The sequence below is a fragment of the Clostridium sp. 2218st1_F5_2218SCRN_220325 genome, assembly GCF_039062665.1.
Taxonomy (GTDB): Bacteria; Bacillota; Clostridia; order Peptostreptococcales; family Peptostreptococcaceae; genus Intestinibacter.
This window is the reverse complement of the sequence record NZ_JBCLNH010000001.1, coordinates 102,033-127,525: the sequence shown is the minus strand read 5'-3', so window position 1 is coordinate 127,525 and position 25,493 is coordinate 102,033. Positions and strand designations below refer to the sequence as shown.

The window sequence follows — 25,493 nt, the reverse complement described above, 5'->3', positions numbered from 1 at the left end:
TAAGGGTTTCTGTTTTTTTATATTGTTAATATTTAAGAAATATTCGAAGGGTTTGACCATTATTAGAGTGAATTTACAAACTATAAAAATATATGTATATGTAAAAATTGGATGTTATAGTAAGGTTTTTGATAAAAAAATAACGGTAAAACATGGATAATGGGATGGTTTTAGACCCGATGAAATGTATGATATTGATATAAAAACGTTTTCTTAAAAACAACTACAAAAAATGTGATAAAAAAATAACAAAGTTGTTGACATTATGTTTTGAATCATTTAATATATAAATATGTCAAGCAGGACATAAGAAAAAAGGGTTTCTTAATTGACATGTGAAAGGGTAAATTAGATTTACAACACTAAAAAATTGTAAATCTTAAAAATAAATTAACAAAGGTATACATATAAATTATTGAGCAGACTATAAAGAACGTTTATATTATTACCGAGTATGAAAGACATAACAGGGGGATAAAACACATGATAGTAAATAGTGTAGAGACATTACAAAAGAAAATGGCTCAGGTAAGAGCAGCACAAGCAGAATTTGCAAAATTCACTCAAGAGCAAGTAGATGAAATCTTCTTCCAAGTTTCAATGGCAGCAAACCAAGCGAGAATACCACTTGCAAAAATGGCTGTAGAAGAAACTGGAATAGGGGTAGCAGAAGATAAAGTTATAAAAAATCACTATGCATCAGAATACATATACAATGCATATAAAGATGTTAAAACTTGCGGAATTATAGAAAAAGATGACTCATTCGGAATAACTAAAATAGCAGAACCAGTAGGGGTTTTAGCAGGGATAATACCAACAACAAACCCAACTTCAACAGCAATATTCAAATGCTTAATAGCATTAAAATCTAGAAATGGGATAGTATTCTCACCACATCCAAGAGCTAAAAATTGTACAATAGCAGCAGCAAAATTATGTTTAGAAGCAGCAGTTAAAGCTGGAGCACCAGAAGGAATAATAGGATGGATAGATGAACCATCTGTTGAATTATCAGGTGAAGTAATGAGAGAGTGTGACACAGTGTTAGCAACAGGTGGACCGGGAATGGTTAAAGCAGCTTATTCTTCAGGAAAACCAGCATTAGGAGTTGGATCAGGAAATACTCCAATAATATTCGACGAATCTTGTGATATAAAAGTTGCTGTATCTTCAGTAATACATTCAAAAACTTTCGACAACGGAACAATATGTGCATCAGAACAATCAGTAATAGTAGATGCATCTATATATGAAGAAGTTAAAAAAGAATTCAGAGCTAGAAAAGCTTATATAGCAGAAGGTGAAGAATTAGTAAAATTAAAGAAAATAGTTCTTGGAGCAAATGGCTCAATGAACGCTAAATTAGTTGGTAGACCAGCAATAGAAATAGCTCAAGAAGCAGGATTTGAAGTACCAGCTGATACAAAATTAATAATAGGTGAAGCTACTTCAACAGATATATCTGAACCATTAGCTCACGAAAAATTATTCCCATTATTATCAATGTATAAAGCTGAAGACTTTGATGATGCAGTAGATAAAGCAGATGAATTAGTACAAGGTGGAGGAATCGGTCATACTGCAGGTATATACATAGATGTTGTAAACAACCAAGAAAAATTAAATGAATTTGAACACAGAATGAAAGCTTGTAGAATATTAGTTAATACACCATCAGCTCAAGGTGGAATAGGAGATATATACAACTTTAAATTATCACCATCATTAACTTTAGGTTGTGGTTCTTGGGGTAACAACTCATTCTCAGGACAAGTTGGACCACTTCAATTAATAAATATAAAAACTGTAGCAGAAAGAAGGGAAAATATGCTTTGGTTTAGAACACCTGCTAAAACATTTATCAAAAAAGGTTGCTTAGGAGTAGCGATAAAAGAATTAGGACCAGAATATTATGATTTCAAAAAAGCATTTATAGTAACTGACTCATTCTTATATGAAAATGGATACACTAAACCAGTAACTGACCAACTTGATGCTATGGGAATACAACATTCAACGTTCTCAGAAGTAGAACCAGACCCAACACTTGCATGCGCTAAAAAAGGTGCAGAACAAATGAGATTATTCAATCCAGATGTAGTAATAGCTGTTGGTGGAGGTTCAGCAATGGACGCTGCTAAAATCATGTGGGTTATGTATGAACATCCAGAATGCAACTTCTTAGATTTAGCAATGAGATTTATGGATATAAGAAAAAGAGTATACCAATTCCCACAAATGGGTAAAAAAGCTAAATTTGTAGCAATACCAACATCTTCAGGTACAGGTTCAGAAGTAACACCATTCGCTGTTATAACTGATGAAGAAACTGGACAAAAATATCCACTTGCAGATTATGAATTAATGCCAACTATAGCAATAGTAGATGCTGACATGATGATGCATCAACCAAAAGGATTAACATCTGCATCAGGAATAGATGCTCTAACACATGCATTAGAAGCATATGCAGCAATGTTACAAACTGAATTTACTGATGGTTTAGCATTACAAGCAACTAAATCAATATTTGAATATCTACCAAGAGCTTATGAAAATGGAGCAAAAGACCCAATAGCTAGAGAAAAAATGGCTCATGCATCAACAATGGCTGGTATGGCATTTGCAAATGCATTCTTAGGTGTTTGCCACTCATTAGCTCATAAATTAGGTGCTTACCACCATATACCACATGGTGTTGCAAATGCACTATTAATAAACAAAGTATTAGAGTTCAATGTAAACTCTGCTCCAAGAAAAATGGGTACTTTCCCACAATACGCTTATCCAAATATGTTAGCTAGATATGCTGAAGTAGCTACATTTGTTGGTTGCACAGGAACAGACGAAGAAAAATTTGAACAATTACAACAAAAAATAAACGAATTAAAAGCAGCAGTAGGAATACCAAATACAATAAAAGAATTTGGTATAGATGAAAAAGCATTCTTAGATACATTAGATGAAATGGTGGAAGCAGCATTTGATGATCAATGCACAGGTGCTAATCCAAGATATCCATTATTCTCAGAAATAAGAGAAATGTACTTAAGAGCTTATTATGGAGATGCTCAATATGAAGCAATGAACTCTATAGAAACTCAAAGAGAAGAAATAAAAGCAGAATCTGATGATGAAGTAAAAATAGAACATAAATCAGATATAAAAGAAAAAATAAAAGCTAAAGCTGAAAAAGTTAAAGCAGGCGTTAGATAATAAAAAATTATAAACATAAATGTAATATAAAGTTATAAAAAGGGAATAGAAACGAATAGTACTTGTCTATCTGGGGGGATAAAAGGGAACTATACGTGAATAGAAAACATACAAACAAATAGATAAAACAAATAGATAAAATCATAAAATTCATAACAATATAGATAATAGATAAAAATATATAAAAAATTATAAAAACCGTAAAAAATAGTTTAGTTTAAAAAGTTTAGAACTGTAAAAATACCATGTATTAAAAAACACAATTTATATATCAAAAGAGGGGGCGGCCCCTCTTTTGTATTGTCAAAATAAATACAAATTTATTATATTTTTTAGAAAAATTTAAATTTATTTTGATATTTCTTGTAACAAAATGAAAGTAAATCTCATAAAATAAAAATACAAATAATACTATATATCTGTATAAAAATTATTAGAATGGTTAAAATATTAAAAATATTTATTGACAAGAAATATTTATTGGTGTAAATTATATATTATAAAAATTGGAAGAAAATTCAAAAGGCAATGAAGGGAAGAGTAATTATAAAGACTGAGTGAGAGCGAGCTGGTTATGGTGTGAGTCCAGTACAAAGTTTATAATGAAGAACATCCCAGAGCTACTAACCGAAATCATATTGAGAGTAGACTTAGTCGGAACCAAACCGTTACAATTGGTGGCGTATAATAGTACGCTAAATGAGGTGAACATTAGTTAATTTAGGTGGTACCGCGGAAGTTAAGTCTTTCGTCCTATAGATAGGATGAAGGGCTTTTTTTAATTTAAAAAATAAGGCATTGCCTTATGTTATCATCTGAAATATGATTTTGAAAACTACAATAAAAATATATTTAAAATTTAAAGGAAAAGGGAGTATAAGATTATGTGTTTAGTAATACCAAAAGAATATAAAAATAGTTTAGGTGTAATAGAAACTCAACAGGCAATAAAAGATTTAAAGGATTTCTTTGAAAACAGATTAAGTGAAATGTTAAAATTAACAAGGGTATCATCACCACTGTTTGTTTTACCAGAAACAGGTACAAATGACAACTTAAACGGTGTAGAGACACCAGTAAGTTTTGAAGTACCATATCTTCACAAAGATGCTGAAATAGTACATTCATTAGCTAAATGGAAGAGAATGGCGCTTAAAAAATATGGATTCCAAGTTGGTAGAGGTCTTTATACTGATATGAATGCTATCAGAAAAGACGAAGAGCTAGACAACTTACACTCATTATATGTAGACCAATGGGATTGGGAGCTTGTAATAGCTAAAGAAGACAGAACAATAGATACTTTAAAAGACGTAGTTAGATCATTATTCCAAGTATTTAAAGAAACGGAAGCACATGTTCATAAAATTTATCCAGAAGTAGGGTGTGAACTACCTGAAGAAATAACATTTATAACTTCTCAAGAGTTATTAGATATGTATCCAGGTTTAACACCAAAAGAAAGAGAAGATGCAATCGTTAAAGAAAAGAAAGCAGTATTTCTAATGCAAATAGGAAAGACTTTAAGCACAGGTGAAAAACACGATGGAAGAAGTCCAGACTATGACGATTGGGATTTAAACGGAGATATATTATTCTACAACTCAGTATTAGACCAAGCGATAGAACTTTCATCTATGGGAATTAGAGTTGATGAAGAAGCACTAGAAAGACAATTAGAAGCAGCAGGATGCGAAGATAGAAAAGAATTAGACTATCACAAAGCATTATTAGATGGAAAACTACCTTATACAATAGGTGGAGGAATTGGTCAATCTAGAATATGTATGTTCTTCTTAAACAAAGCACATATAGGTGAGGTTCAAGTTGGAATTTGGCCAGAAGATATGATTGAAGAATGTAGTGAAGCAGGAATAGAATTATTATAAAATTTAAATAGATTAAAAGGCTGTATAATCGGAGGATTTATACAGCCTTTTTTAATTATTTTAATTATAAGGAAGATAATTTCATTTATATAAGGAAATTATCTTCCTGTATATATTATTGTTAATTATAATTATTCTTCTATATTTAAGTAAATTGATATATTTGAAAACTATTTATAAAGATATAACAAATAAGAAAGTTTATTATAAAATAATATATATTTATCGAAAAACGATAAAAATAAATTGACATACAATAAAACGAAGAGTATAATTAATTTAGTAATATATTACAATGCTCAAAGATTATAAAGATAATTAATATCAATTTTAAAATTTGATTAGGGGGTATAAAGATGTTAAAAAATAAATCATTGATTTTAGCAACTTTAGTTGTGATTATATTAGGATGTATTTCGATTTTTTATTTTAAAAAGCCAGTTTTAGTAGAAGATTCATACAATATAACTGTAGTTAACAATACAGGCGAAGATATAAAAAGTGTAGGCTATGAGTCTAAAAAATATTCTGGAGGTACGATTAAAGCTGATAACAGTATGATACACAATAAAGAAGAGATGTATTTAGATATAAAAGAATCAAAATTTAAGATATTAATTACAAATAAAGAAGATAAAACAATTTTGAGTCAAGAAATGAATATAGATTTAAACGATAAAAACTACAAGGTATACGTTGAAAAAAATAAAGAAAATGAATTGGTATTTTATATAGAGGAGATATAGATATGTCATTTACAATGATAATTTTAGCAATAGAGGGACTTCTTATTATAGCATCCCTTATAGGACTTTTAACCAAGGCAAAAAAACTTAGCTTAATATGTGGTATATTGGCGATATTGTTTGCATTACTTTGGTATTTAGTTGCAAGTGGTATTTTGACAAACTGTGGATAAAATAAAACAACTTAAGACTTATATTATTTTATATAAAAATATGTTATCATAAACTTGTTTTTGAAAATAATATAGGGAGGAATTGAGATTTGATTAGTTTATTGTTAATGGGGCAAATAGGACAGCTATTTCTTATGATACTTATGGGGTATATTTTAGTAAAGTCAGGCTTACTAAAATCAACAGACAGCAAAACAATATCCGTAATTGTGCTTTACTTAGTAATACCATGCACAATCATAAATTCATTTCAAGTAGATTACACTGTAGAAACTAGAAATGGGTTGATTTTGGCAGTTATAGCGGCGATATTTATTCATATAATATTCTTTGCGTTGACAAAATTATTAGGTAAAATATTTAAATTTAACTCAATAGAAAAGGCATCAATTATATATAGTAATGCTGGAAATTTAATTATACCAATCGTAGCGGGAATTTTGGGAGATAAGTGGGTACTATATTGCTGTGGATTTATGTCTGTTCAGCTTGTATTTTTATGGACACATTGTAAGATGATGATAAGTGAAGAAAAGGGAGCAGACTTAAGAAAAATAATAATAAATGTAAATACAATAGCTATACTAATCGGGCTAATTTTATTTATAACAGGAATAAAATTGCCGGGAATAACTAAAGATACAGTAGCAGCTGTTTCAAAATTAATAGCGCCACTTAGTATGATAGTTGCGGGGATGTTGATGGCTGGTGTAAAACTTAGAACAATTTTTACAACTAAGAGAATTTACTTAGTAGCTTTAATGAGGATGATAATTTACCCAGCAGTTGTATTAGTATTTTTCAAACTAACTAACTTAACAAGTTATGTTCCAGATGGTTATACAATACTACTGATAAGCTTTTTGGCGACTATGACACCGTCAGCATCTACAGTAACTCAAATGGCACAAGTTTACGACAATGATGCAGATTATGCGAACATGATAAACGTATTTACAGTGCTTGTTTGTATAGCTACTATGCCACTTATGGTTATGGCTTATGAAATTATATTAAAATAATAGATAACTTATTTAATTATAAAATACAGATAAGCTATGTTTATAACAAAAGTATAAATTACATAAATTTATACTATTATAATATTTTGCAAATAAACTATACTATTTTATGATAAATGGTGGAGTTGCTTGACTAAATTAAAATAAAATAATATATTTAAAAAAAGAAGATTTAAAGGCTCTATAGTTTTAAGCTATAGGGCCTTTATTTTAAGGATTAAATTTTTAGATTAAATTCTAATTAAAATATGAAATTGTTGGCTCAATTAAAAAAGTAAATTATAATAACCATATGAAGCAAAAAAGGGGGAGGGGTATTTTGAAAAGTTTCCAAATAAAGACGAAGATTAATTTTGGTAAAGGTGCACTTGAATCATTAGAACAATTAGCAGGGAAAAAAGTACTATTGATAACAGATCCATTTATGGTTAAGTCAGGTTTAGTTAACGAAGTAATTAAATATCTACAAAAGTCTGAATATACAGTTTTCTGTGATATAGTTCCAGACCCACCTATGGAAGTAGTTACAGCTGGAATAAAAGAGTTTGAAAGATTTATGCCAGATGTTGTTGTAGCATTGGGCGGTGGCTCGGCAATAGACACTTCAAAAGCAATAGTATATTTTGCTAAGAAAATATTGAATTTAGAAAATATAAAATTAGAAGATGTAAAACTTATAGTAATTCCAACGACAAGCGGAACAGGCTCAGAAGCGACATCATTTTCTGTTATAACTGATGCTCAAAAGGGAGCGAAATATCCTTTAGTATCTGATGAATTGTTGCCAGATGTTGCAATATTAGACCCTGAGCTTGTGAAAAGTGTGCCACCAAATGTCACAGCAGATACAGGAATGGATGTTTTAACTCATGCAATAGAGGCATATGTATCTACACAATCACACGATTGTTCAGATGCATTAGCAGAAAGAGCTATTAAATTAGTTTGTGAATACCTTCCTAAAGCATATGCAGATGGAGATGATATAAAAGCAAGAGAAAAAATGCACAACGCCTCTTGTTTAGCGGGGATAGCATTTGATAAAGTTTCTCTAGGAATAAACCACTCAATTGCCCACGCAATCGGGGCAAAATTCCACATATCACATGGTAGAGCAAATTCACTATTATTAGTCCATGTTATAGACTATAACTCACAAATAAAAGGATATAAAACAATAGAGTTTTCTGAAACTGCGAAAAAATATGCAGAAATATCTTCATTTTTAAAACTAAATATTTTTAATGAAAAGATAGCTGTAGATAGCTTAAAAGATGCTATTATAAAATTGCAAAAACAACTAAATATGCCTCTTACTTTGACAGAGTGTGGAATAGATGCAAAAGAAGTGGAATCTATGAAAGATGAGATAGCAGAGCTTGCTTTAAATGATAATTGCACAAAAACTAATCCAGTAAAACCGACAAAAGAAGATATAATCAAAATTTTAGAGAAAATAATATAAAGTCATATAGAAAGGAAAACAAAATGGAAGGGGAAACTAAACAAAGGATAATACAAGAATATGTTCCGGGAAAACAAGTAACACTTGCACATATTATTGCAAATCCAGATGAAGATATATACAAAAAGCTCGGTTTAGTAGTAGATAAAAGAGAGTCACTTGGTATTTTAACAATAACTCCAAGTGAGGCTGCAATAATAGCAGCAGATGTTGCGACAAAAGCATCAGATATATCATTAGGATTTATAGATAGATTTAGCGGTTCATTAGTAATATCAGGAGATGTAAGTTCAGTAGAATCTGCAATAAAAAATATATTAAAGGTTTTAGGTGATATGCTAGGGTTTTCATCTACAAAAATTACGAGGACTTAATCATGAAGAATATAATTTTTATGGGGAAGACTGGCTGTGGAAAGACTACATTATGCCAAAAACTAGATAAATTAGAATTAATATATAATAAAACGCAATCGATACAGTTATATACTGATTCAATCGATACTCCGGGAGAATACATAGAAAATAGGGGATTTTATAATGCACTTATAGTTGCAGCAAGTGATGCTAAAATAATAGGGGTAGTTTATGATGCAACACAAGAGAGAAATTACATAGCACCTGGATTTGCAAGTAGATTTCCAAAGGATGTAATCGGTATAATCACAAAAATCAATTTAGCAACAGAACAACAAATAGATTATGCATGTGAAATGTTGAATATGATAGGGGTAAATAAAATTTTTAAAGTAGATACAATCGACAATGTGGGAATAGATGAATTATTTAAATATCTAAGAAATGATTAAAATAAAAAAGGCTATCTAAAATATATTATTAATTTAGATAGCCTTTTTGTTGTATATTGAAGTTGTAAAAAGCTTATTTAGATCTTTTATATGCCCTTATATCGTTGGCATATTGTTCTGATTTTTTAGTCATGAAAGTTAGATAATCAGAACTCTTTTTTAATTTTATATTATTGTTGTGTATTTTTACAATATTATATCTATAAATATAATTTATAAAACTATTATTTTCTATTTTTCTAAGTTTTAATATATTTAATTTTTCATTTTCTAATTCTTCAATTTTAGATTTATAGTTTAAGTATTTCTCTCTATCTTCTTCAGATAAAGCCCTTAAAATCATAGTGTTTTGGTGTTCAAATGAAAAATTATCAGCTTTTTTTATAGCAATCCTAGTTCTTGTATAAGTAAACCTTACATATGCATACCAACGTAATCTCAATTTTAGATAATACTCTGTATCGTTTGTTTCTCTAGTAGAGTAGTTTTTGGTAATGCTGAAGTCTTTTATAGTGAATTTATATTCAGATATAGAATTATATAAAAAACTGCTTATTATATAAGATAACTTATTGAACAGATTATTGCAAGTCTTATAAAATTTATAATCATATATATCGATATTTACTTTAGATAGTGAAATCTTAAATCTTATTTTATAATATAAAAATCGAAGTATAAAAAATAATACAATTAAACCGAATAATATTCTGAAATAAGTTGATAAATTGGAATCAAATAAGAAATAATGTCCTATATGATAAATACCAATTCCAAGTGATGCAAATATAACAATAAACAATTCACTCAAAATATATTCCCCCCTTTAGATGTAAAATTACAAAATATAAATCTATGTCAGCGTTATTCATATAAGAAAAACAAGGTTATAAATATAGTATCATAGAAGAATGATAAATTTATAATAAGCAAATATTTTGCAATAACTGAATAAAAAATTACACTTTATAAAAAATAGTTGCTTGTGAGTAATAAAAATTACTATTTCTATGATACTTATGATAAAATTTAACATATACAATAAATGGAAAACAAACTTTGATAGAATCTTATAATTATTTTAAATTTATTTTTAGCCTATTAATAGGAGGGCCAGATATTAACTATATGGTCTTTAAATAAGGGGGATTTTATATGGTTACAGATATTAAATTAGAAGAACTAATCGATATTAATATCCTACAAGAAATTCAGGATATATTTGCAAAATCAACAAATGTAGCTGCTGTAACAGTAGATTATGAGGGAAGACCCATTACCACTCCAAGTAATTTCACAAATTTTTGCACAGAAATTAGAAAAGATCCTAAGTGGAGAGATAAATGCTATAAATGTGATGCATATGGAGGGATACAATCATTAATTAATAGAAAACCACACATATATAAGTGCCATGCAGGTCTATATGATTTTTCTGTTCCACTTGTAATAAATAATAATTATATTGGGGCAATATTAGGTGGACAATCTAAGTTAATTGATGAAGATGAATGTGACGAAAAAACAGGGGCTTTTGGAAAGTTATCAAAATGGAGTGGTGAGAAATTAGAAAAATGCTACAATTCTATTGAAGAAAAAAAGTATGACGATTTAGAATCGGCAGCAGATCTAATTTACAGGATTTCTACATATATGTTAGAAAACAAATTTGTAAATATGATAAAAGAAGAATTAATGCAAAAAGAAACAAAATTGATAGAAGAAGAGAAAAAGAGAGTAGCTTTAGAAAAGACATTAAGGGAATTAAAATTAAAAACATTACAGTACCAAATAAATCCACACTTTATATTCAATGCGTTAAATACTATTCAAAACTTGGCATATATAGAGCAAGCGCCAAAAACATTAGATATTATACACAGTTTTTCAGATTTAATTAGATATAGTTTGAGAAATGAAAACGAAGGTATTACTTATTTATATGATGAGATAAATTATGCTGAGAGTTATATGAATATCCAAAAGGTAAGATTTGGAGAAAAAATAAATTATAGCATAGCCATAGATAAAAAATACCACGACCTCAAGTGTCCTTTTATGATACTACAACCAGTTTTAGATAACTTTATTAAATATGTAGTGGAGAAAAACATAAAAACATCAGAACTTAGAATAAAAGGATATGAGGATAGTAACAACTTTATAATAGAAGTAATTGACAATGGAGATGGTATTTCAGCAGAAAATATAAAGAGAATCATAGAAGATATTGATTATAAAAATAAAGATAAATCTACAAGTCTTTATAATATAAATCAAAGGCTGATAAGTTTATATGGACAAGAATATAAATTAGAGATGTATAGTGCTAATTTTAAAACAACAGGGCTTATCATAAATATAAAAATACCTATGGTTGAGGTGGAAAACAATGTATAAGATATTAATTGTAGAGGATGAATATTTGTCTGCTAATGTTTTAGAATTAATTATTTCAAAGGAATTTAAAGAAAAAGTAGAGATAATAAAAGTTGATAATGGTCTAACAGCTAAACATACAATAAATGAAAGAGAAATTGATTTAGCTATTATAGATATTAATATACCTATAATTAATGGGACAGAGCTTTGTAAATATATTAGAATAAAGAAAAATGATATGCCAATAGTAGTTATCACTGGTGATTGTAGTTATAATTTAGCAGAAACACTTTTTGAACTAGAAGTAAATGATTACTTTATAAAACCAGTCAGAGAAGAGATTATTATTAAGACAATAAATAAATATATGGATAAGGATAATCAAGAACTTCCAAAAGATAAAAATAGTTTTTTAGATTGTTTAGAAACAGATAGTGGGGAAGAAGTATACGACAAAGAATTAAACAATTTAAATGATTATACACAAGAGGCAATTCAATATGTCGAAAAAAATATTAAAAAGAATATAACATTAGAAGAAGTTGCAAAAAATATAAATATAACACCACACTACTTGAGCAAAATATTTAAAAAAGAAGTTGGAATAAACTTTGTGACATATGTTACAGATAGAAAGATAGACTTAGCTAAAGAGATGTTGGCTGATAAAAATATACCTATAGTAAATATATCTATATCACTAGCATTTAACCAACCTAATTATTTTAGCAAAGTATTTAAGAAAAAGGTAGGAGTAACACCTAGCGAGTATAGAGAGCAGTGCATAAAAAATAAAATGCATTTACGTATGTAGAAACAACTAAATAATGAATAGATAAGGCGGAGGAAAACCTTCGCCTTTGTTTGTATGATACTATTTTGTTATTACTATATAATATTTTGTTATCATTATGGCATAAAAGTGACAAATTATAGTTTGAAATTCAAAATTTTATTGTATCGTATACAATAAAAAAAGATAAATTAGATTTTACCTGTAAAAAGGTAATTTTTTTTTGCCAAAATATGCACTAATAGTTCAACTAATTCTCATATTAATTGAGATACACTTTTAATTAGGTAAATAAAAATAAAATTAAATAGCAACAAATTTATCAATTCTAAATAATATCTTATTTTGTCTGAAATAGGAGGGAGGTTACTAGATATGCAAAGAGAAGCTCTAGGAATGATTGAAACTAAAGGATTAGTTGGTGCGATTGAGGCAGCAGATGCAATGGTCAAATCAGCAAACGTTTTTTTAGTTGGATATGAAAAAATAGGTTCTGGGTTAGTAACTGTAATGGTAAGAGGGGATGTCGGAGCTGTTAAAGCTTCAGTAGATGCAGGAGCAGTAGCTGCTCAAAAAGTTGGAGAAGTAGTATCTATACATGTAATCCCAAGACCACATACAGATGTTGAAAGAATATTACCAAAACAACAATTATAAACCTATAAATTTAAGGAGGAATAAAATATGAACGAAGATTTAATGCAAAAAATTATGGGTGAGGTTATGAAAAAAATGGCTGATGCCCCAGAAGTACAAAAACAAGAAGTACAAGAAGAAAAATGCGAATCTAAAGAAGAAGCTAAAGTTCCTTGCACAGCAAATTTTACAGGTTGCGGATTAACAGAATTTGTTGGAACAGCTATAGGTAGTACTATAGGTCTTGTAATAGCAAACTTAGATGCAGGTATACATGAAGCTTTAAAAATAGACCCTAAATATAGATCAATAGGTATAATTGGGGATAGAACAGGGGCAGGTCCTCAAATATTCGCTGCAGATGAAGCAGTAAAAGCTACAAATAGTGAAATAGTATTAATCGAACTTCCAAGAGATACAGAAGGTGGAGCAGGACATGGTTCTTTAATTATATTTGGAGCAGAAGATGTATCAGATGCAAGACGTGCTGTAGAAGTTACATTAAAAGAATTAGATAGAACTTTTGGTGATGTATATGGAACTTCTGCTGGTCATTTAGAATTCCAATATACTGCAAGAGCAAGTTATGCTTTAAATAAAGCATTCGGAGCTCCAATAGGAAAATCTTTTGGTATAACAGTTGGTGCACCAGCAGCAATAGGTGTTTTATTAGCAGATACTGCTGTCAAAGCGGCAAACGTAGATGTAGTAGGCGTATCTACTCCAGGTAATGGTGGAACAAGCTTTTCAAACGAAGTTATATTAACTTTCTCAGGAGATTCAGGAGCAGTTAGACAAGCGATAATAGCTGCAAGAGAAGTAGGTTTAAAAGTTCTTAAAACTTTAGATGGAACAGAACCAACATCAACTACAGTTCCATATATATAAATAGATATTAAGGATTGAGTTTAAATAGAATAACGATTAAAGAAGGAGAGTGAACGTTTTGAGATCTAAACGTTTTGAAGTATTAGAAAATAGACCAGTTAACCAAGACGGTTTCGTAAAAGAATGGCCAGAAGTTGGTTTAATAGCTATGGAAGGACCAAATGACCCAACTCCAAGTATAAAATTAGAAAACGGTTTAGTTGTAGAGTTAGATGGAAAAACAAGAAAAGACTTCGACATGCTAGATTACTTTATAGCAGACCACGGTATTAATCTAGAAAAAACTGAAGAAGTTATGGCTATGGATTCTCTAAAATTAGCTAGGATGTTGGTAGATATAAATGTTACAAGAGCTGACATAGTAGGTTTGACAACTGCTATGACTCCAGCAAAAATAACAGAAGTTGTATCTCAATTAAATGTATTAGAGATGATGATGGCTCTTACAAAAATGAGAGCTAGACAAAGACCATCAAATCAATGCCACGTTACAAATGTAAAAGACAATCCAATCCAAATAGCTGCAGATGCTGCCGAAGCTGCACTTAGAGGATTTGATGAACAAGAAACAACAGTTGGTATAGTTAGATATGCACCATTTAATGCACTTGCAATAATGATAGGTGCACAAGTTGGTAGACCAGGTATACTTACTCAATGCGCAGTTGAAGAAGCGACTGAACTTGAATTAGGTATGAAAGGTTTTACTGCATATGCTGAAACAGTTTCAGTATATGGAACAGAACCAGTTTTCATGGATGGTGATGATACTCCATGGTCTAAAGGTTTCTTAGCATCTTCTTATGCATCAAGAGGATTAAAAATGAGATTTACATCTGGTACAGGTTCAGAAGTACAAATGGGATATGCTGAAGGTAAATCAATGCTTTACTTAGAATCTAGATGCTTATATGTAACTAAAGGTTGCGGTGTTCAAGGTATCCAAAATGGTTCAGTAAGTTGTATAGGTGTGCCTGCTGGTGTTCCAAGTGGTATAAGAGCCGTATTAGCAGAAAACTTAATAGCTGCAATGCTTGATTTAGAGTGTGCATCTAGTAATGACCAAACATTCACTCACTCTGATTTAAGAAGAGTTGCTCGTTCATTAATGCAAATGGTACCAGGAACTGACTTTATATGTTCAGGATATAGTGCTACTCCAAACTATGATAATATGTTCGCTGGTTCTAACTGGGATGCAGAAGATTATGATGACTGGAATATAATCCAAAGAGATTTAAAAATAGATGGTGGTCTAAGACCGGTTAAAGAAGAAGATGTAGTAAGAGTTAGAAATAAAGCTGCTAGAGCTATACAAGGATTATTTAAAGAATTAGGATTAACAGAAATAACTGATGAAGAAGTAGAAGCAGCTACTTATGCACATGGTAGTAAAGATATGCCAGATAGAAATGTAGTTGAAGATTTAAAAGCTGCAGAAGATATGATGGCGAGAGGTACTACAGGAATAGATATAATAAAAGCTTTATATAAAGCAGGATTTGAAGATGTTGCAGATAGCGTATTCAAATTGAGTAAACAAAAAGTTGCTGGGGATTACTTACACACAGCAGCAATACTTGATAAAGACTTCAAAGTTCAAAGTGCTGTAAACTGCCCTAATACATACGCTGGACCAAAAACAGGATATCAAGTTGAAGGTGAAAGATGGGAAGAAATCAAAAACATCAACAACGCTAAGAGTCCAGAGGATTATTAAAAGAGAGGTGATAGATTATGGCAATAGATGAAAAAGTTTTAAGAAGTGTAATAGAAGAGGTTATAAAAGAAATAGCACAAGAAGGGATAACACAAGAAGCTGCTCCTGCTAAAGAAGAAGTTAAAGCAGAAGCTCCAGCACCAGTAGCTAGCCCAGTGCCAGAAGAAGAAGTAAGTAAATTAGTTATAACTGAAGTTGGGGACTTTGTTCCAGACCACAGACCAGACGAAGTTGTTATTGGGTTAGCTCCAGCATTTGGCGTACATCAAACTAAAACTATAATAGGAATAGATCACGCCAAAGTATTAAAAGAAATAATAGCAGGTATAGAAGAAGAAGGTCTAAATTATAGATTTGTAAAAGTATACAGAACTTCAGACGTTTCTTTTATAGCTCATGATGCAGCTGAAATGAGTGGTTCAGGAATAGGAATAGGAATACAATCTAAAGGGACTACAGTAATACATCAAAAAGATTTACCACCACTTAGTAACGTAGAATTATTCTCTCAAGCTCCATTAATAGATTTACCAACATATAGAGCTATAGGTAAAAATGCAGCTAAATATGCTAAAAACGAATCACCAACACCAGTTCCAGTAAGAAATGACCAAATGGCTAGACCAAAATATCAAGCAATAGCAGCATTATTACATATAAAAGAAACTCAATATGCAGATAGAAATAAAAAACCTCAAGAATTAAAAGTTGAGTTTAAATAATAGGGAGGTTCAAAATGAGTCAAAATGATGTATTAATAAAACAAATTGTTGAAGAAGTATTAAAAAATTTAGGACAAACTCAAGCACCACAAGCTCAGTGCACTCCTAAGAAAGAATGTTGTAAAGTTACAGCAGAAAACTACCCATTAGGTGAAAAAATGAGCGAAAAAATAAAAGCTCAATCAGGTATGGCATTAGACGATTTAACTTTAGATAAAGTTATAAACGGTGAAATAAAATCTGAAGATATAAGAATAGCTCCAGAAACACTAGAAATGCAAGCTCAAGTTGCAGAATCTGTAGGAAGAGATGCCTTTGCATCAAACCTTAGAAGAGCTGCTGAACTTATTGCAGTTCCAGATAAAAGAATACTTGAAATATACAATGCTTTAAGACCTTATAGATCTACAAAAGCTGAATTATATCAAATAGCTGATGAATTAGAAAATCAATACAATTGTAAAATAAACGCAGCATTTGTTAGAGAAGCAGCAGATGTTTACGCATTAAGAGGAAGATTAAGAGCTGAGTAATTAATGTTTATGGAGGTATGCTATGGAAATAGTGGCAGGTATAGATATAGGTAATGCTACTACTGAAGTAGCTCTAGCTAAAATACAAAATAACAAAATTGAATTTTTATCTAGTAGCATAGTTCCAACAACAGGAATTAAGGGAACTAAGCAAAATATCAACGGTGTGTTTAATTCCCTTAGAAAAGCTCTAGATAAAGCAAATTTAGCTTTAAGTGATTTAGATAGAATTAGGGTTAACGAAGCAGCACCAGTAATCGGTGATGTTGCGATGGAGACTATAACAGAAACAATAATAACAGAGTCTACTATGATAGGACACAACCCAAATACTCCTGGAGGACAGGGAGTTGGAGTAGGTGTTACAGCTTTAATAACAGATTTAGAAAAAGTAAAAGAAAAAGAAGTTATAGTCGTAGTTCCCGAGCATGTTAATTTTGAATTTGCTGCAAAATTAATAAATCATTACAATAATATATTCAATATAAATGGGGCGATAGTAAAAAATGATGATGGAGTTTTAATAAATAACAGGTTAGACCATAAAATACCTATTGTCGATGAAGTAACTTTAATAGATAAGGTTCCTATAGGAATGTTGGCAGCTATAGAAGTAGCACCAATAGGTAAGGTTATAGAAGTATTGTCAAATCCATATGGTATAGCTACATTATTTAATTTGACTTCAGATGAGACAAAACATATTGTTCCAATTGCTAGAGCTCTTATAGGTAATAGATCAGCAGTAGTTATAAAAACCCCTAAAGGTGATGTGAAAGAAAGACGTATCCCAGCAGGTGAGTTAGAAGTAATAGGACAAACAAAAAAATTAAGGGTAAATGTAGATTCAGGTGCTCAAGAGATAATGAAATGCATAAATAACGTCAGCCCAATAAATGATATAAAAGGTGAAAGTGGAACTAATGCGGGTGGAATGTTAGAGAGAGTAAGACAAGTAATGTCTAATCTTACAAACCAACATCCAAATCTAATAAAAATTCAAGATTTATTAGCTGTCGATACATTTGTACCACAACATATAAAAGGTGGTCTTGCAAAAGAGTTTGCGCTAGAAAATGCTGTTGGAATTGCAGCAATGGTCAAAGCCGACAAACTTCAAATGCAGATGATTGCAGATGAACTAAGCCAAAAGTTAAAAATACCTGTAGAAGTAGGCGGAGTAGAAGCAGATATGGCAATAAGAGGGGCGCTTACAACTCCAGGTAGTAGCAAGCCACTCGCTATTTTAGATATGGGGGCAGGCTCTACTGATGCATCTATAATAACTCGCGAAGGTCACATAAAATCAATACATCTAGCAGGTGCAGGTAATATGGTAACTATGCTTATAAAATCAGAACTAGGCATAGATGACTTTGAGTTGGCAGAAGATATCAAAAAATATCCTCTTGCAAAAGTAGAAAGTTTATTTAACTTGAGACATGAAGATGGAACGGTTGAATTTTTTAATAATCCACTAGATTCAAAAGTATTTGCAAAAATAGTAATTTTAAAAGAAGGAAATATGATTCCTTTGGAGGGAGATTACTCATTAGAAAAAGTTAAATTAATAAGAAAAAATGCTAAAGAAAAAGTATTTGTAACTAATGCCCTTAGAGCTTTGGCAGATGTAAGTCCAACAGGAAATATAAGAGATATGGAATTTGTAGTACTTGTAGGTGGTTCAGCACTTGATTTTGAAATTCCACAACTAGTAACAGATGCTCTTGCACAGTACAAGATAGTTGCCGGAAGAGCAAATATAAGAGGGTGTGAAGGCCCTAGAAATGCAGTTGCTACAGGTCTTATTTTATCTTCTATTGAAGAAGGTGAAGCTATTGGATAATATCGGGAGATTTGCAAGTAAAAAACCTCAAATAAAAGTTTATTATAACGAAAACATCAAAAATATTGAATATATAAAAGAGATACTATTGGGAATTGAAGAGGAAGGAATTCCATATCAAGTAGAAGACAAACAATTTGGAAGTGCTGTTGAAATTGCACATGAGGCAAGTTTAGAGTCGACTCTTGGTGTAGGAATTGGTATCGATAATAATTATATAGTACTTCATTATAATAAATTAAAAGAAGAAAGCCCAATATTCAAAATAAAATTTATAAGTGAAGATAAACAAAAAAGATCTTTAGGGGCAAATGCAGCAAGATTAGTGACAAGAATGCCTTTTAAAGAAATTGAAAATTTAGGGTAATATCAAAGGAGGTATTGATATGTCCAAATTAGCAATTGGAATGATTGAAACTATGGGTCTTGCTGCTGGAATTGAAGCTGCTGATATTTGTCTAAAGGCTGCTAATATTAATTTGGTTGGATATGAGTTTGCAAAAGGAAGCGGAATGACTGTAATAAAAATAGAGGGTAATGTAGGTGCAGTAAAAGCTGCAATAAGTGCAGCTACAGCAGCCTTAGGTAAATTAGGCAAGGTTCATACGAAGATGGTTATACCAAGACCAAGCGATAGTATTGATATGCTTATAAGAAATGAAAGCACTGTGGGATATGAAGATGAAAAAGAAGAAATTCCACAAGTAAAACAAAATAACCCTCCTTCAGATAAAGAAGATAATTCAAATCGAGATAAAGCTGATGAGTCAGAACAAAAAGATGAAAATGATAAAAATTTAAATAATCAAGATTTAGATGAAGGACAAATAATAGAAGACAAAAATAACGAAGTGACTGTACAAGATGAGTCTAGTCAGGAATCTGATGAAGATTCAGATTATAATAACCAAGATTTAAGTGAAGAAACTTCTAAAGGATATACTTGTAACATATGTAAAGACCCTAAATGTCCAAGACAAAAAGGAGATTTAAGAATTTACTGTATTCACTACAAAGAAAATAAAGATAAAAATAAGGATAATAAAGATAAATAGGAGGCAAAAGCCATGGGTGAAGCATTAGGAATGATAGAAACTAAAGGGTTAGTTGGAGCTATAGAAGCAGCAGATGCAATGACAAAATCAGCTAACGTAGAATTAATAGGATATGAAAAAATAGGTTCAGGATTAGTAACTGTAATGGTAAGAGGAGATGTCGGTGCTGTTAAAGCATCAGTAGATGCAGGGGCAGTAGCTGCAGAAAAAGTTGGAGAAATAGTATCTAAACATGTAATCCCAAGACCACATACAGATGTTGAAAGAATATTACCAAAAAGAGCTGAATAATTAAATTTAAATATATAGGTGATTAAAATGAATATATCTCAAGAAGAATTAGTAAGTATAGTTACAAAAATAGTTATAGAAAAAATGCAACAAGATAATGACATTTTAATCCCTATAGGTGTTTCAAATAGACATATACACTTATCTAGGGAGGATTTAGATTTTTTATTTGGTCAAGGATATGAACTTACAAAAATAAAAGATCTAAAACAACCTGGTCAATTTGCAGCCAAAGAGGTAGTAACTATCCAAGGCCCAAAAGATTCGATTGAAAAAGTAAGAATCTTAGGGCCTTTAAGAGATGAAACACAAATTGAGGTTTCATTAACAGATGGATTTAAACTTGGGATAAAGGCTCCAATAAGAGAATCAGGCAAATTAGAAAATACTCCGGGAATAAAAATAATTGGACCAAAGGGAAGTGTTGAAACATCTAAGGGAACTATAGCAGCTTTAAGACATATCCATATGGATAAAGAAACAGCAAAAAAATTAGAACTAAATGATAAAGATATAGTAGATGTAGAAGTTAAAGGTAAAAGAAAAGGTATCTTAGGAAATGTTTTAATTAGAGTTTCTGATAAATATGTTTTAGAAATGCATATAGATACAGATGAGGCAAATGCTTGTTGTTTAAAAAATGGAGACTTAGTTAAAATTATCAGGAAATAGGTGATATTTTGAAATTAGATAACTGTAATAAAATATTAGAAGATTTCTCTACTTTAGTAAGAGATAAAAAAAGCAACGATTATAAAGGTAAGTTAAAAGTAGGGGTTGATTTAGGAACTGCAAATATAGTTTTATCTGTTTTAGATGAAGACAATAGACCTATAGCAGGGGCGACTTATCCATCTACTGTTGTAAAAGACGGCATAGTAGTAGATTATATCGGTGCCACAAGAGTAGTAAGAATGTTAAAAGAGCAAGTTGAAGATATGTTAGGGACAAAGCTTACTTATGCGGCAACAGCTATTCCACCAGGAATAACAGAAGGAAATACAAAGGTAATAGCAAATGTAGTTGAATCAGCAGATTTAGAAGTTGTAAATATTGTAGATGAGCCGACTGCAGCAGCTGAAGTCCTTGGAATTACAGATGGGGCAGTAGTTGATGTCGGTGGTGGAACAACAGGTATAAGTATTTTGAAAGATGGAGAAGTAATATTTACAGCAGATGAGGCTACAGGTGGAACTCATATGACGCTTGTATTGGCAGGATTTTTAAAAAAATCTTTTGAAGAAGCTGAAGAATATAAAAAAGACAAGAAAAATGAAAATGACGTTTTTACAATAGTAAAACCAGTAGTACAAAAGATGGCATCTATCGTAAAAAAATATATACAAGGATATGATGTAGATAAAATTTATGTAGTCGGTGGGGCTTGTTGTTTTGATGAATTTGCAACAGTATTTAAAAAAGAAATAAATGTAGATGTAGTAAAACCAATAGAACCACTTTTAGTAACACCTCTAGGTATAGCGATGAATTGTAACGTTTAGGGGGTGAGCATTTGAATAGTGAATTACAAAATTTAATTCAAAATGCATTAATTGAATATATCGTAAATAAAGTAATAGAAAAATTAGAACAAAGACAAAAAACTGCTTTAGTATTATTTACAGGAGCTAGCATAGGATTTAGACAATCTATAGAATCTTTAAATAAATTGCAACAAAATGGATGGCAATTTAAAGTTGTAATTTCTAAAGCAGCTGAGGACGTATTAACAGAAGATTTAATAAAGAAAAGTTTAAATATAGAAAGTGTAATAAAAGAAGATGATAAGCCCGATATAAAAGAATTATTAGATCAAAATAATTTAATTATCATTCCTAGTTTAACAATAAATACAGCATCAAAAATAGCAAACTGCATTAGTGATACTTTAATCACGAATATAGTTTCAAAAGCTATGATGAGTGGAAAGAAGATAATTGCATCGCTAAATGCGTGTTGTATTGAAAATGAAGAAAGAAAATCTATTTATGGCGATAATGTAAGCTTAGCTTATAAAAATAAATTGAAAAATAATTTAGAAACAATAAAAAGTTATGAAATAGAGTTAACAACTTCCGAAAATCTATTTTATAAAGTTGAAAAATACAGTAAAAAGAACCTAAATACAAATAATCTTGTTATAAATAATCAAAGTAAAGATAATAAAAAAACAATAGATTTAAAACAGCCTCAAGATAAAAATTCACTATATATTAAATTAGACAAAAAAGTAATAAGCAGAGCTGATGTTTATGAAAATAGAGGTTATAACTATATATTTGTAGATAAAGGTTCTCTAATTACAGATTTAGCAAAAGAAGAAGCTAAAAAGTTAAATTTAAAAATAAAACAAGAATAGATTATTAAGAAATAAGAGGTAGAGAATATGTATTTAGGTAGGGTAATAGGAACAGTAGTTTCAACAACAAAAGATGAGAGTTTAGTAGGATTTAAACTTCTAGTAGTATCAAAATTAAATGAAACATTGCAGCCGACAGAAACCAGTGAAATAGTAGTAGATTCAGTTGGTGCAGGTGTAGGAGAGGTAGTATTAGTATCAAAAGGTAGTTCAGCTAGATATGTACTTAATAAACCTAATTCTCCTATTGATTCAGCTGTTGTAGGTATAGTTGACAGTGTTGAAGTAGATGATGTATAGGGTTAGGATGTGATAAGTTTGGCTAATTTATATACAAAAACGGGAGATAAAGGACAAACAAGCCTTTATGGAGGAGAGAGAATCTCTAAAAACAGCGTAAAAGTTGAGTGTTATGGAATTATGGATGAAGCTAATTCAATGTTGGGTTTAGCTTATTCACAATCAAAAAACGAAAAAGTAAGGACATATATAAATAAAATACAAAAGAGGATATTCAGTCTTGGAGCAGAACTTGCCAGTGATAAAAAAGGAAGAGAGATGTTAACTGGCAAAATCTCTGAGGATGATATATCTTATTTAGAAAATATAGTTGATGAATGTACAGAAATTGTAGGTATACAAACTCACTTTGTTGTACCAGGGAAAAACCAAGTTTCGGCGACTCTTCATGTTGCAAGAACAATAGTTAGAAGAGGAGAGCGAAATATAGTAGCGCTTAGTGAAATAGAGCCAGTTAGAAATGAATTAATGAAATATGTAAATAGAATGTCTGATGCAATATATGCATTGGCAAGAGTTGAAGAATTTTATTGTGAAGTTGAAGAATTAAAAGTAAAAGTATTAAAGAGAGTTAGAGAAAAATTAAAAGATATTCAGGGTAATTTAAGTGAAGAAAACTTAGATTTAAATAATAATATAAACGAATGTATCAAAGATGATGAACAAAGTTTGGCTTTAGATACAGATAAATTAGAAAAAAAGATAGATAAACCTGTTACGACAGGAAAATCTATTAGCATAGATCAAAATAAAACAGTAGATTTAAATCTACAAACTGCAAAGAAAATGGTAGCTTTTGCAGAACAAAAGGCAAAAGAAATAAACGTACCCGTAGTTATTTCTGTAGTCGATAGCGGTGGTCACATCATACTTATGGAGAGAATGGAAGACTCACTTTTAGCGAGTATAGATATATCTTTAAATAAGGCATATACAGCCCTCAGCTTAAAGATGGCGACAGAAGATGTTCAAAATTTATGTAAACCAGGTGACCCACTTTATGGAATACAAGAGAGCAACAATAATCGAATAATTACTTTTGGTGGGGGGATACCATTTACATACAAAGGTAAAGTCGTCGGAGCTTTAGGTGTAAGTGGAGGCACTGTTGAAGAAGATACATATATAGCTAAATATGCGATTGAATCTGTAGTTAATTTAAATTAATACATAAATAAATACAAATAGAGTTTTATCTATAATAAAGTCAGGTTAGGGGGATAAAATATGGAAATAAATACATTGGATATAGAAAAAATCGTAAAACAAGTAATGCAAAGTGTAGAAGCAGCAGAAAATAAACCACAATGCTCAGATAATTGTGGAGAGGGTATATTTCCAACAATGGAAGAAGCTATAGATGCTGCATTTACAGCACAAAGAAAACTATTAGATTGCTCAATGTCAGATAAAGATAGATTTGTAAAAGCTATAAGAAATCAATTATCTAAAAAAGAAAATTTAGAAAAAATATCAAAAATGGCTGTTGAAGAGACAGGCATGGGTGGATATGAATATAAATTAATTAAAAATCAATTAGCTATAGACAAAACACCTGGTATAGAAGATTTAACAACTGAGGCTATGGCGGGAGATGATGGACTTACGTTAGTGGAATATGCTCCTTTTGGGGTAATTGGTGCAATAACTCCAACAACAAATCCAACTGAAACTATAATATGCAATAGTATCGGTATGATAGCTGCTGGAAATTCAGTAGTATTCAGCCCACATCCAAGAGCAAAAGAAGTTTCTGAATTAACTATAAGATTAATAAATAGAGCTTTAAAAGAAGCTGGTGCACCAGATAACTTAGTTGTTTCTGTTAAAGAACCATCTATAGAAAATGCAAACATAATGATGAAACACGACAAAGTTAGATTATTAGTTGCAACAGGTGGCCCAGGAGTTGTCAAATCAGTATTATCAAGCGGTAAAAAAGCAATAGGTGCAGGAGCAGGAAATCCACCAGTTGTAGTTGATGAAACTGCTGATATAGAAAAAGCGGCTAAAGATATAGTAGATGGTTGTAGTTTTGATAATAATCTACCATGCATAGCAGAAAAAGAAATAATAGCAGTAGATCAAATCGCCGATTATTTAATCTTCAATATGAAACAACATGGAGCATATGAAGTTAAAGATAAATCAACAATAGATAAATTAGTTAAACTAGTATTAAACGACAATATGAAAATAAAAACTGAATTTGTAGGAAAGAGCGCTAAATACATATTAAGCAAAATTGGAATAGAAGTAGATGACAGTATAAGAGTTATATTAATGGAAACTGAATTAGAACATCCATTTGTCCAAACAGAATTAATGATGCCAATACTTCCACTTGTAAGAGCAAAAGACGTAGATACAGCAATAGATATGGCAGTAGACGTTGAACATGGAAACAGACATACTGCAATGATGCATTCTAAAAACGTGGACAAATTAACTAGAATGGCAAAACTTATTCAAACTACAATATTTGTTAAAAATGGACCATCATATGCTGGTATAGGTGTTGGTGGAGAAGGATACACAACATTTACAATAGCAGGTCCAACTGGAGAAGGATTAACTTCAGCTAAATCTTTTACAAGAAAAAGAAGATGCACACTTGTTGGAGGATTCCACATTAAATAAATAAAG

The 25,493-nt window shown here is 30.6% G+C and carries 26 protein-coding genes and 1 other annotated feature; of the genes, 25 read left to right on the top strand and 1 reads right to left on the bottom strand.

The window, feature by feature from the left end; genetic code table 11:
* Positions 1-483: 483 nt before the first annotated feature.
* The 8 genes from adhE to ABCM86_RS00530 all read left to right on the top strand — a co-directional run bounded on the left by adhE (position 484) and on the right by ABCM86_RS00530 (position 9,322).
* Positions 484-3,219, top strand: a complete 2,736-nt coding sequence (adhE, locus tag ABCM86_RS00565) for a bifunctional acetaldehyde-CoA/alcohol dehydrogenase (protein WP_343003223.1) — start codon at positions 484-486, stop codon at positions 3,217-3,219.
* A gap of 519 nt (positions 3,220-3,738) precedes the next feature.
* Positions 3,739-3,978, top strand: a binding site (T-box leader).
* A gap of 125 nt (positions 3,979-4,103) precedes the next feature.
* Positions 4,104-5,108, top strand: coding sequence for an aspartate--ammonia ligase (asnA, locus tag ABCM86_RS00560; protein ID WP_295675227.1), 1,005 nt, complete (start codon positions 4,104-4,106; stop codon positions 5,106-5,108).
* Between the two features lie 356 nt (positions 5,109-5,464).
* On the top strand, positions 5,465-5,854 hold the full coding sequence (locus ABCM86_RS00555) for a hypothetical protein (RefSeq protein ID WP_195929663.1): 390 nt from the start codon (positions 5,465-5,467) through the stop codon (positions 5,852-5,854).
* Between the two features lie 2 nt (positions 5,855-5,856).
* Positions 5,857-6,027: a hypothetical protein gene (locus tag ABCM86_RS00550; protein ID WP_195929664.1), complete on the top strand. Its 171-nt coding sequence runs from the start codon at positions 5,857-5,859 to the stop codon at positions 6,025-6,027.
* A gap of 89 nt (positions 6,028-6,116) precedes the next feature.
* Complete coding sequence (locus tag ABCM86_RS00545; protein ID WP_243269548.1) at positions 6,117-7,049, top strand: AEC family transporter; 933 nt, start codon at positions 6,117-6,119, stop codon at positions 7,047-7,049.
* A 319-nt stretch (positions 7,050-7,368) separates the two neighbouring features.
* Complete coding sequence (locus tag ABCM86_RS00540) at positions 7,369-8,514, top strand: 1-propanol dehydrogenase PduQ (RefSeq protein ID WP_343003222.1); 1,146 nt, start codon at positions 7,369-7,371, stop codon at positions 8,512-8,514.
* 23 nt (positions 8,515-8,537) lie between these two features.
* Positions 8,538-8,888 (top strand): BMC domain-containing protein, encoded by a 351-nt coding sequence (locus tag ABCM86_RS00535; RefSeq protein WP_195929666.1) that lies wholly within the window; start codon positions 8,538-8,540, stop codon positions 8,886-8,888.
* Positions 8,889-8,890: 2 nt separating this feature from the next.
* Positions 8,891-9,322: a EutP/PduV family microcompartment system protein gene (locus ABCM86_RS00530; protein WP_195929667.1), complete on the top strand. Its 432-nt coding sequence runs from the start codon at positions 8,891-8,893 to the stop codon at positions 9,320-9,322.
* Between the two features lie 73 nt (positions 9,323-9,395).
* Here ABCM86_RS00530 and ABCM86_RS00525 read toward each other — a convergent pair whose 3' ends face one another.
* Positions 9,396-10,133, bottom strand: coding sequence for a hypothetical protein (locus ABCM86_RS00525; RefSeq protein ID WP_195929668.1), 738 nt, complete (start codon positions 10,131-10,133; stop codon positions 9,396-9,398).
* A gap of 344 nt (positions 10,134-10,477) precedes the next feature.
* Here ABCM86_RS00525 and ABCM86_RS00520 point away from each other — a divergent pair, with 344 nt between their 5' ends.
* The 17 genes from ABCM86_RS00520 (at position 10,478) to ABCM86_RS00440 (ending at position 25,487) form a co-directional block, all read left to right on the top strand.
* Positions 10,478-11,722: a PocR ligand-binding domain-containing protein gene (locus ABCM86_RS00520; RefSeq protein ID WP_195929669.1), complete on the top strand. Its 1,245-nt coding sequence runs from the start codon at positions 10,478-10,480 to the stop codon at positions 11,720-11,722.
* The gene (locus ABCM86_RS00515; protein WP_195929670.1) at positions 11,715-12,518 is read left to right on the top strand and encodes a response regulator transcription factor; all 804 of its coding nucleotides are present in this window, start codon (positions 11,715-11,717) and stop codon (positions 12,516-12,518) included. Before ABCM86_RS00520 ends, ABCM86_RS00515 begins: the two co-directional genes overlap by 8 nt.
* A gap of 354 nt (positions 12,519-12,872) precedes the next feature.
* Complete coding sequence (gene pduA, locus ABCM86_RS00510; RefSeq protein ID WP_195929671.1) at positions 12,873-13,154, top strand: propanediol utilization microcompartment protein PduA; 282 nt, start codon at positions 12,873-12,875, stop codon at positions 13,152-13,154.
* A gap of 27 nt (positions 13,155-13,181) precedes the next feature.
* The gene (pduB, locus tag ABCM86_RS00505) at positions 13,182-14,021 is read left to right on the top strand and encodes a propanediol utilization microcompartment protein PduB (protein ID WP_343003221.1); all 840 of its coding nucleotides are present in this window, start codon (positions 13,182-13,184) and stop codon (positions 14,019-14,021) included.
* Positions 14,022-14,079: 58 nt separating this feature from the next.
* Positions 14,080-15,741 (top strand): propanediol/glycerol family dehydratase large subunit, encoded by a 1,662-nt coding sequence (locus tag ABCM86_RS00500; protein WP_195929673.1) that lies wholly within the window; start codon positions 14,080-14,082, stop codon positions 15,739-15,741.
* Between the two features lie 17 nt (positions 15,742-15,758).
* Positions 15,759-16,463, top strand: a complete 705-nt coding sequence (locus ABCM86_RS00495; protein ID WP_295734175.1) for a propanediol/glycerol family dehydratase medium subunit — start codon at positions 15,759-15,761, stop codon at positions 16,461-16,463.
* Between the two features lie 14 nt (positions 16,464-16,477).
* Positions 16,478-16,996, top strand: a complete 519-nt coding sequence (locus tag ABCM86_RS00490) for a diol dehydratase small subunit (protein ID WP_195929675.1) — start codon at positions 16,478-16,480, stop codon at positions 16,994-16,996.
* Positions 16,997-17,018: 22 nt separating this feature from the next.
* Positions 17,019-18,842, top strand: coding sequence for a diol dehydratase reactivase subunit alpha (locus ABCM86_RS00485; protein ID WP_343003220.1), 1,824 nt, complete (start codon positions 17,019-17,021; stop codon positions 18,840-18,842).
* The gene (locus ABCM86_RS00480) at positions 18,835-19,209 is read left to right on the top strand and encodes a glycerol dehydratase reactivase beta/small subunit family protein (protein WP_243269549.1); all 375 of its coding nucleotides are present in this window, start codon (positions 18,835-18,837) and stop codon (positions 19,207-19,209) included. Before ABCM86_RS00485 ends, ABCM86_RS00480 begins: the two co-directional genes overlap by 8 nt.
* 19 nt (positions 19,210-19,228) lie before the next feature.
* Positions 19,229-19,897, top strand: a complete 669-nt coding sequence (locus ABCM86_RS00475; RefSeq protein WP_295734184.1) for a BMC domain-containing protein — start codon at positions 19,229-19,231, stop codon at positions 19,895-19,897.
* Positions 19,898-19,909: 12 nt separating this feature from the next.
* Positions 19,910-20,188 (top strand): propanediol utilization microcompartment protein PduA, encoded by a 279-nt coding sequence (gene pduA, locus ABCM86_RS00470; protein WP_195929679.1) that lies wholly within the window; start codon positions 19,910-19,912, stop codon positions 20,186-20,188.
* A 27-nt stretch (positions 20,189-20,215) separates the two neighbouring features.
* Positions 20,216-20,860, top strand: coding sequence for a phosphate propanoyltransferase (locus ABCM86_RS00465; protein ID WP_343003219.1), 645 nt, complete (start codon positions 20,216-20,218; stop codon positions 20,858-20,860).
* A gap of 8 nt (positions 20,861-20,868) precedes the next feature.
* On the top strand, positions 20,869-21,690 hold the full coding sequence (gene eutJ, locus ABCM86_RS00460) for an ethanolamine utilization protein EutJ (protein WP_343003218.1): 822 nt from the start codon (positions 20,869-20,871) through the stop codon (positions 21,688-21,690).
* A gap of 11 nt (positions 21,691-21,701) precedes the next feature.
* Positions 21,702-22,547: a flavoprotein gene (locus tag ABCM86_RS00455; protein ID WP_195929681.1), complete on the top strand. Its 846-nt coding sequence runs from the start codon at positions 21,702-21,704 to the stop codon at positions 22,545-22,547.
* A 27-nt stretch (positions 22,548-22,574) separates the two neighbouring features.
* A complete protein-coding gene (locus tag ABCM86_RS00450) occupies positions 22,575-22,847 on the top strand; it encodes a EutN/CcmL family microcompartment protein (protein WP_195929682.1) in 273 nt (90 codons plus the stop codon).
* An 18-nt stretch (positions 22,848-22,865) separates the two neighbouring features.
* Complete coding sequence (locus tag ABCM86_RS00445; RefSeq protein ID WP_343003217.1) at positions 22,866-24,014, top strand: cob(I)yrinic acid a,c-diamide adenosyltransferase; 1,149 nt, start codon at positions 22,866-22,868, stop codon at positions 24,012-24,014.
* Between the two features lie 60 nt (positions 24,015-24,074).
* Entirely contained in the window at positions 24,075-25,487 is a 1,413-nt protein-coding gene (locus ABCM86_RS00440) for an aldehyde dehydrogenase family protein (RefSeq protein ID WP_295761984.1), read from the top strand.
* The last annotated feature ends 6 nt before the right edge of the window (positions 25,488-25,493 follow it).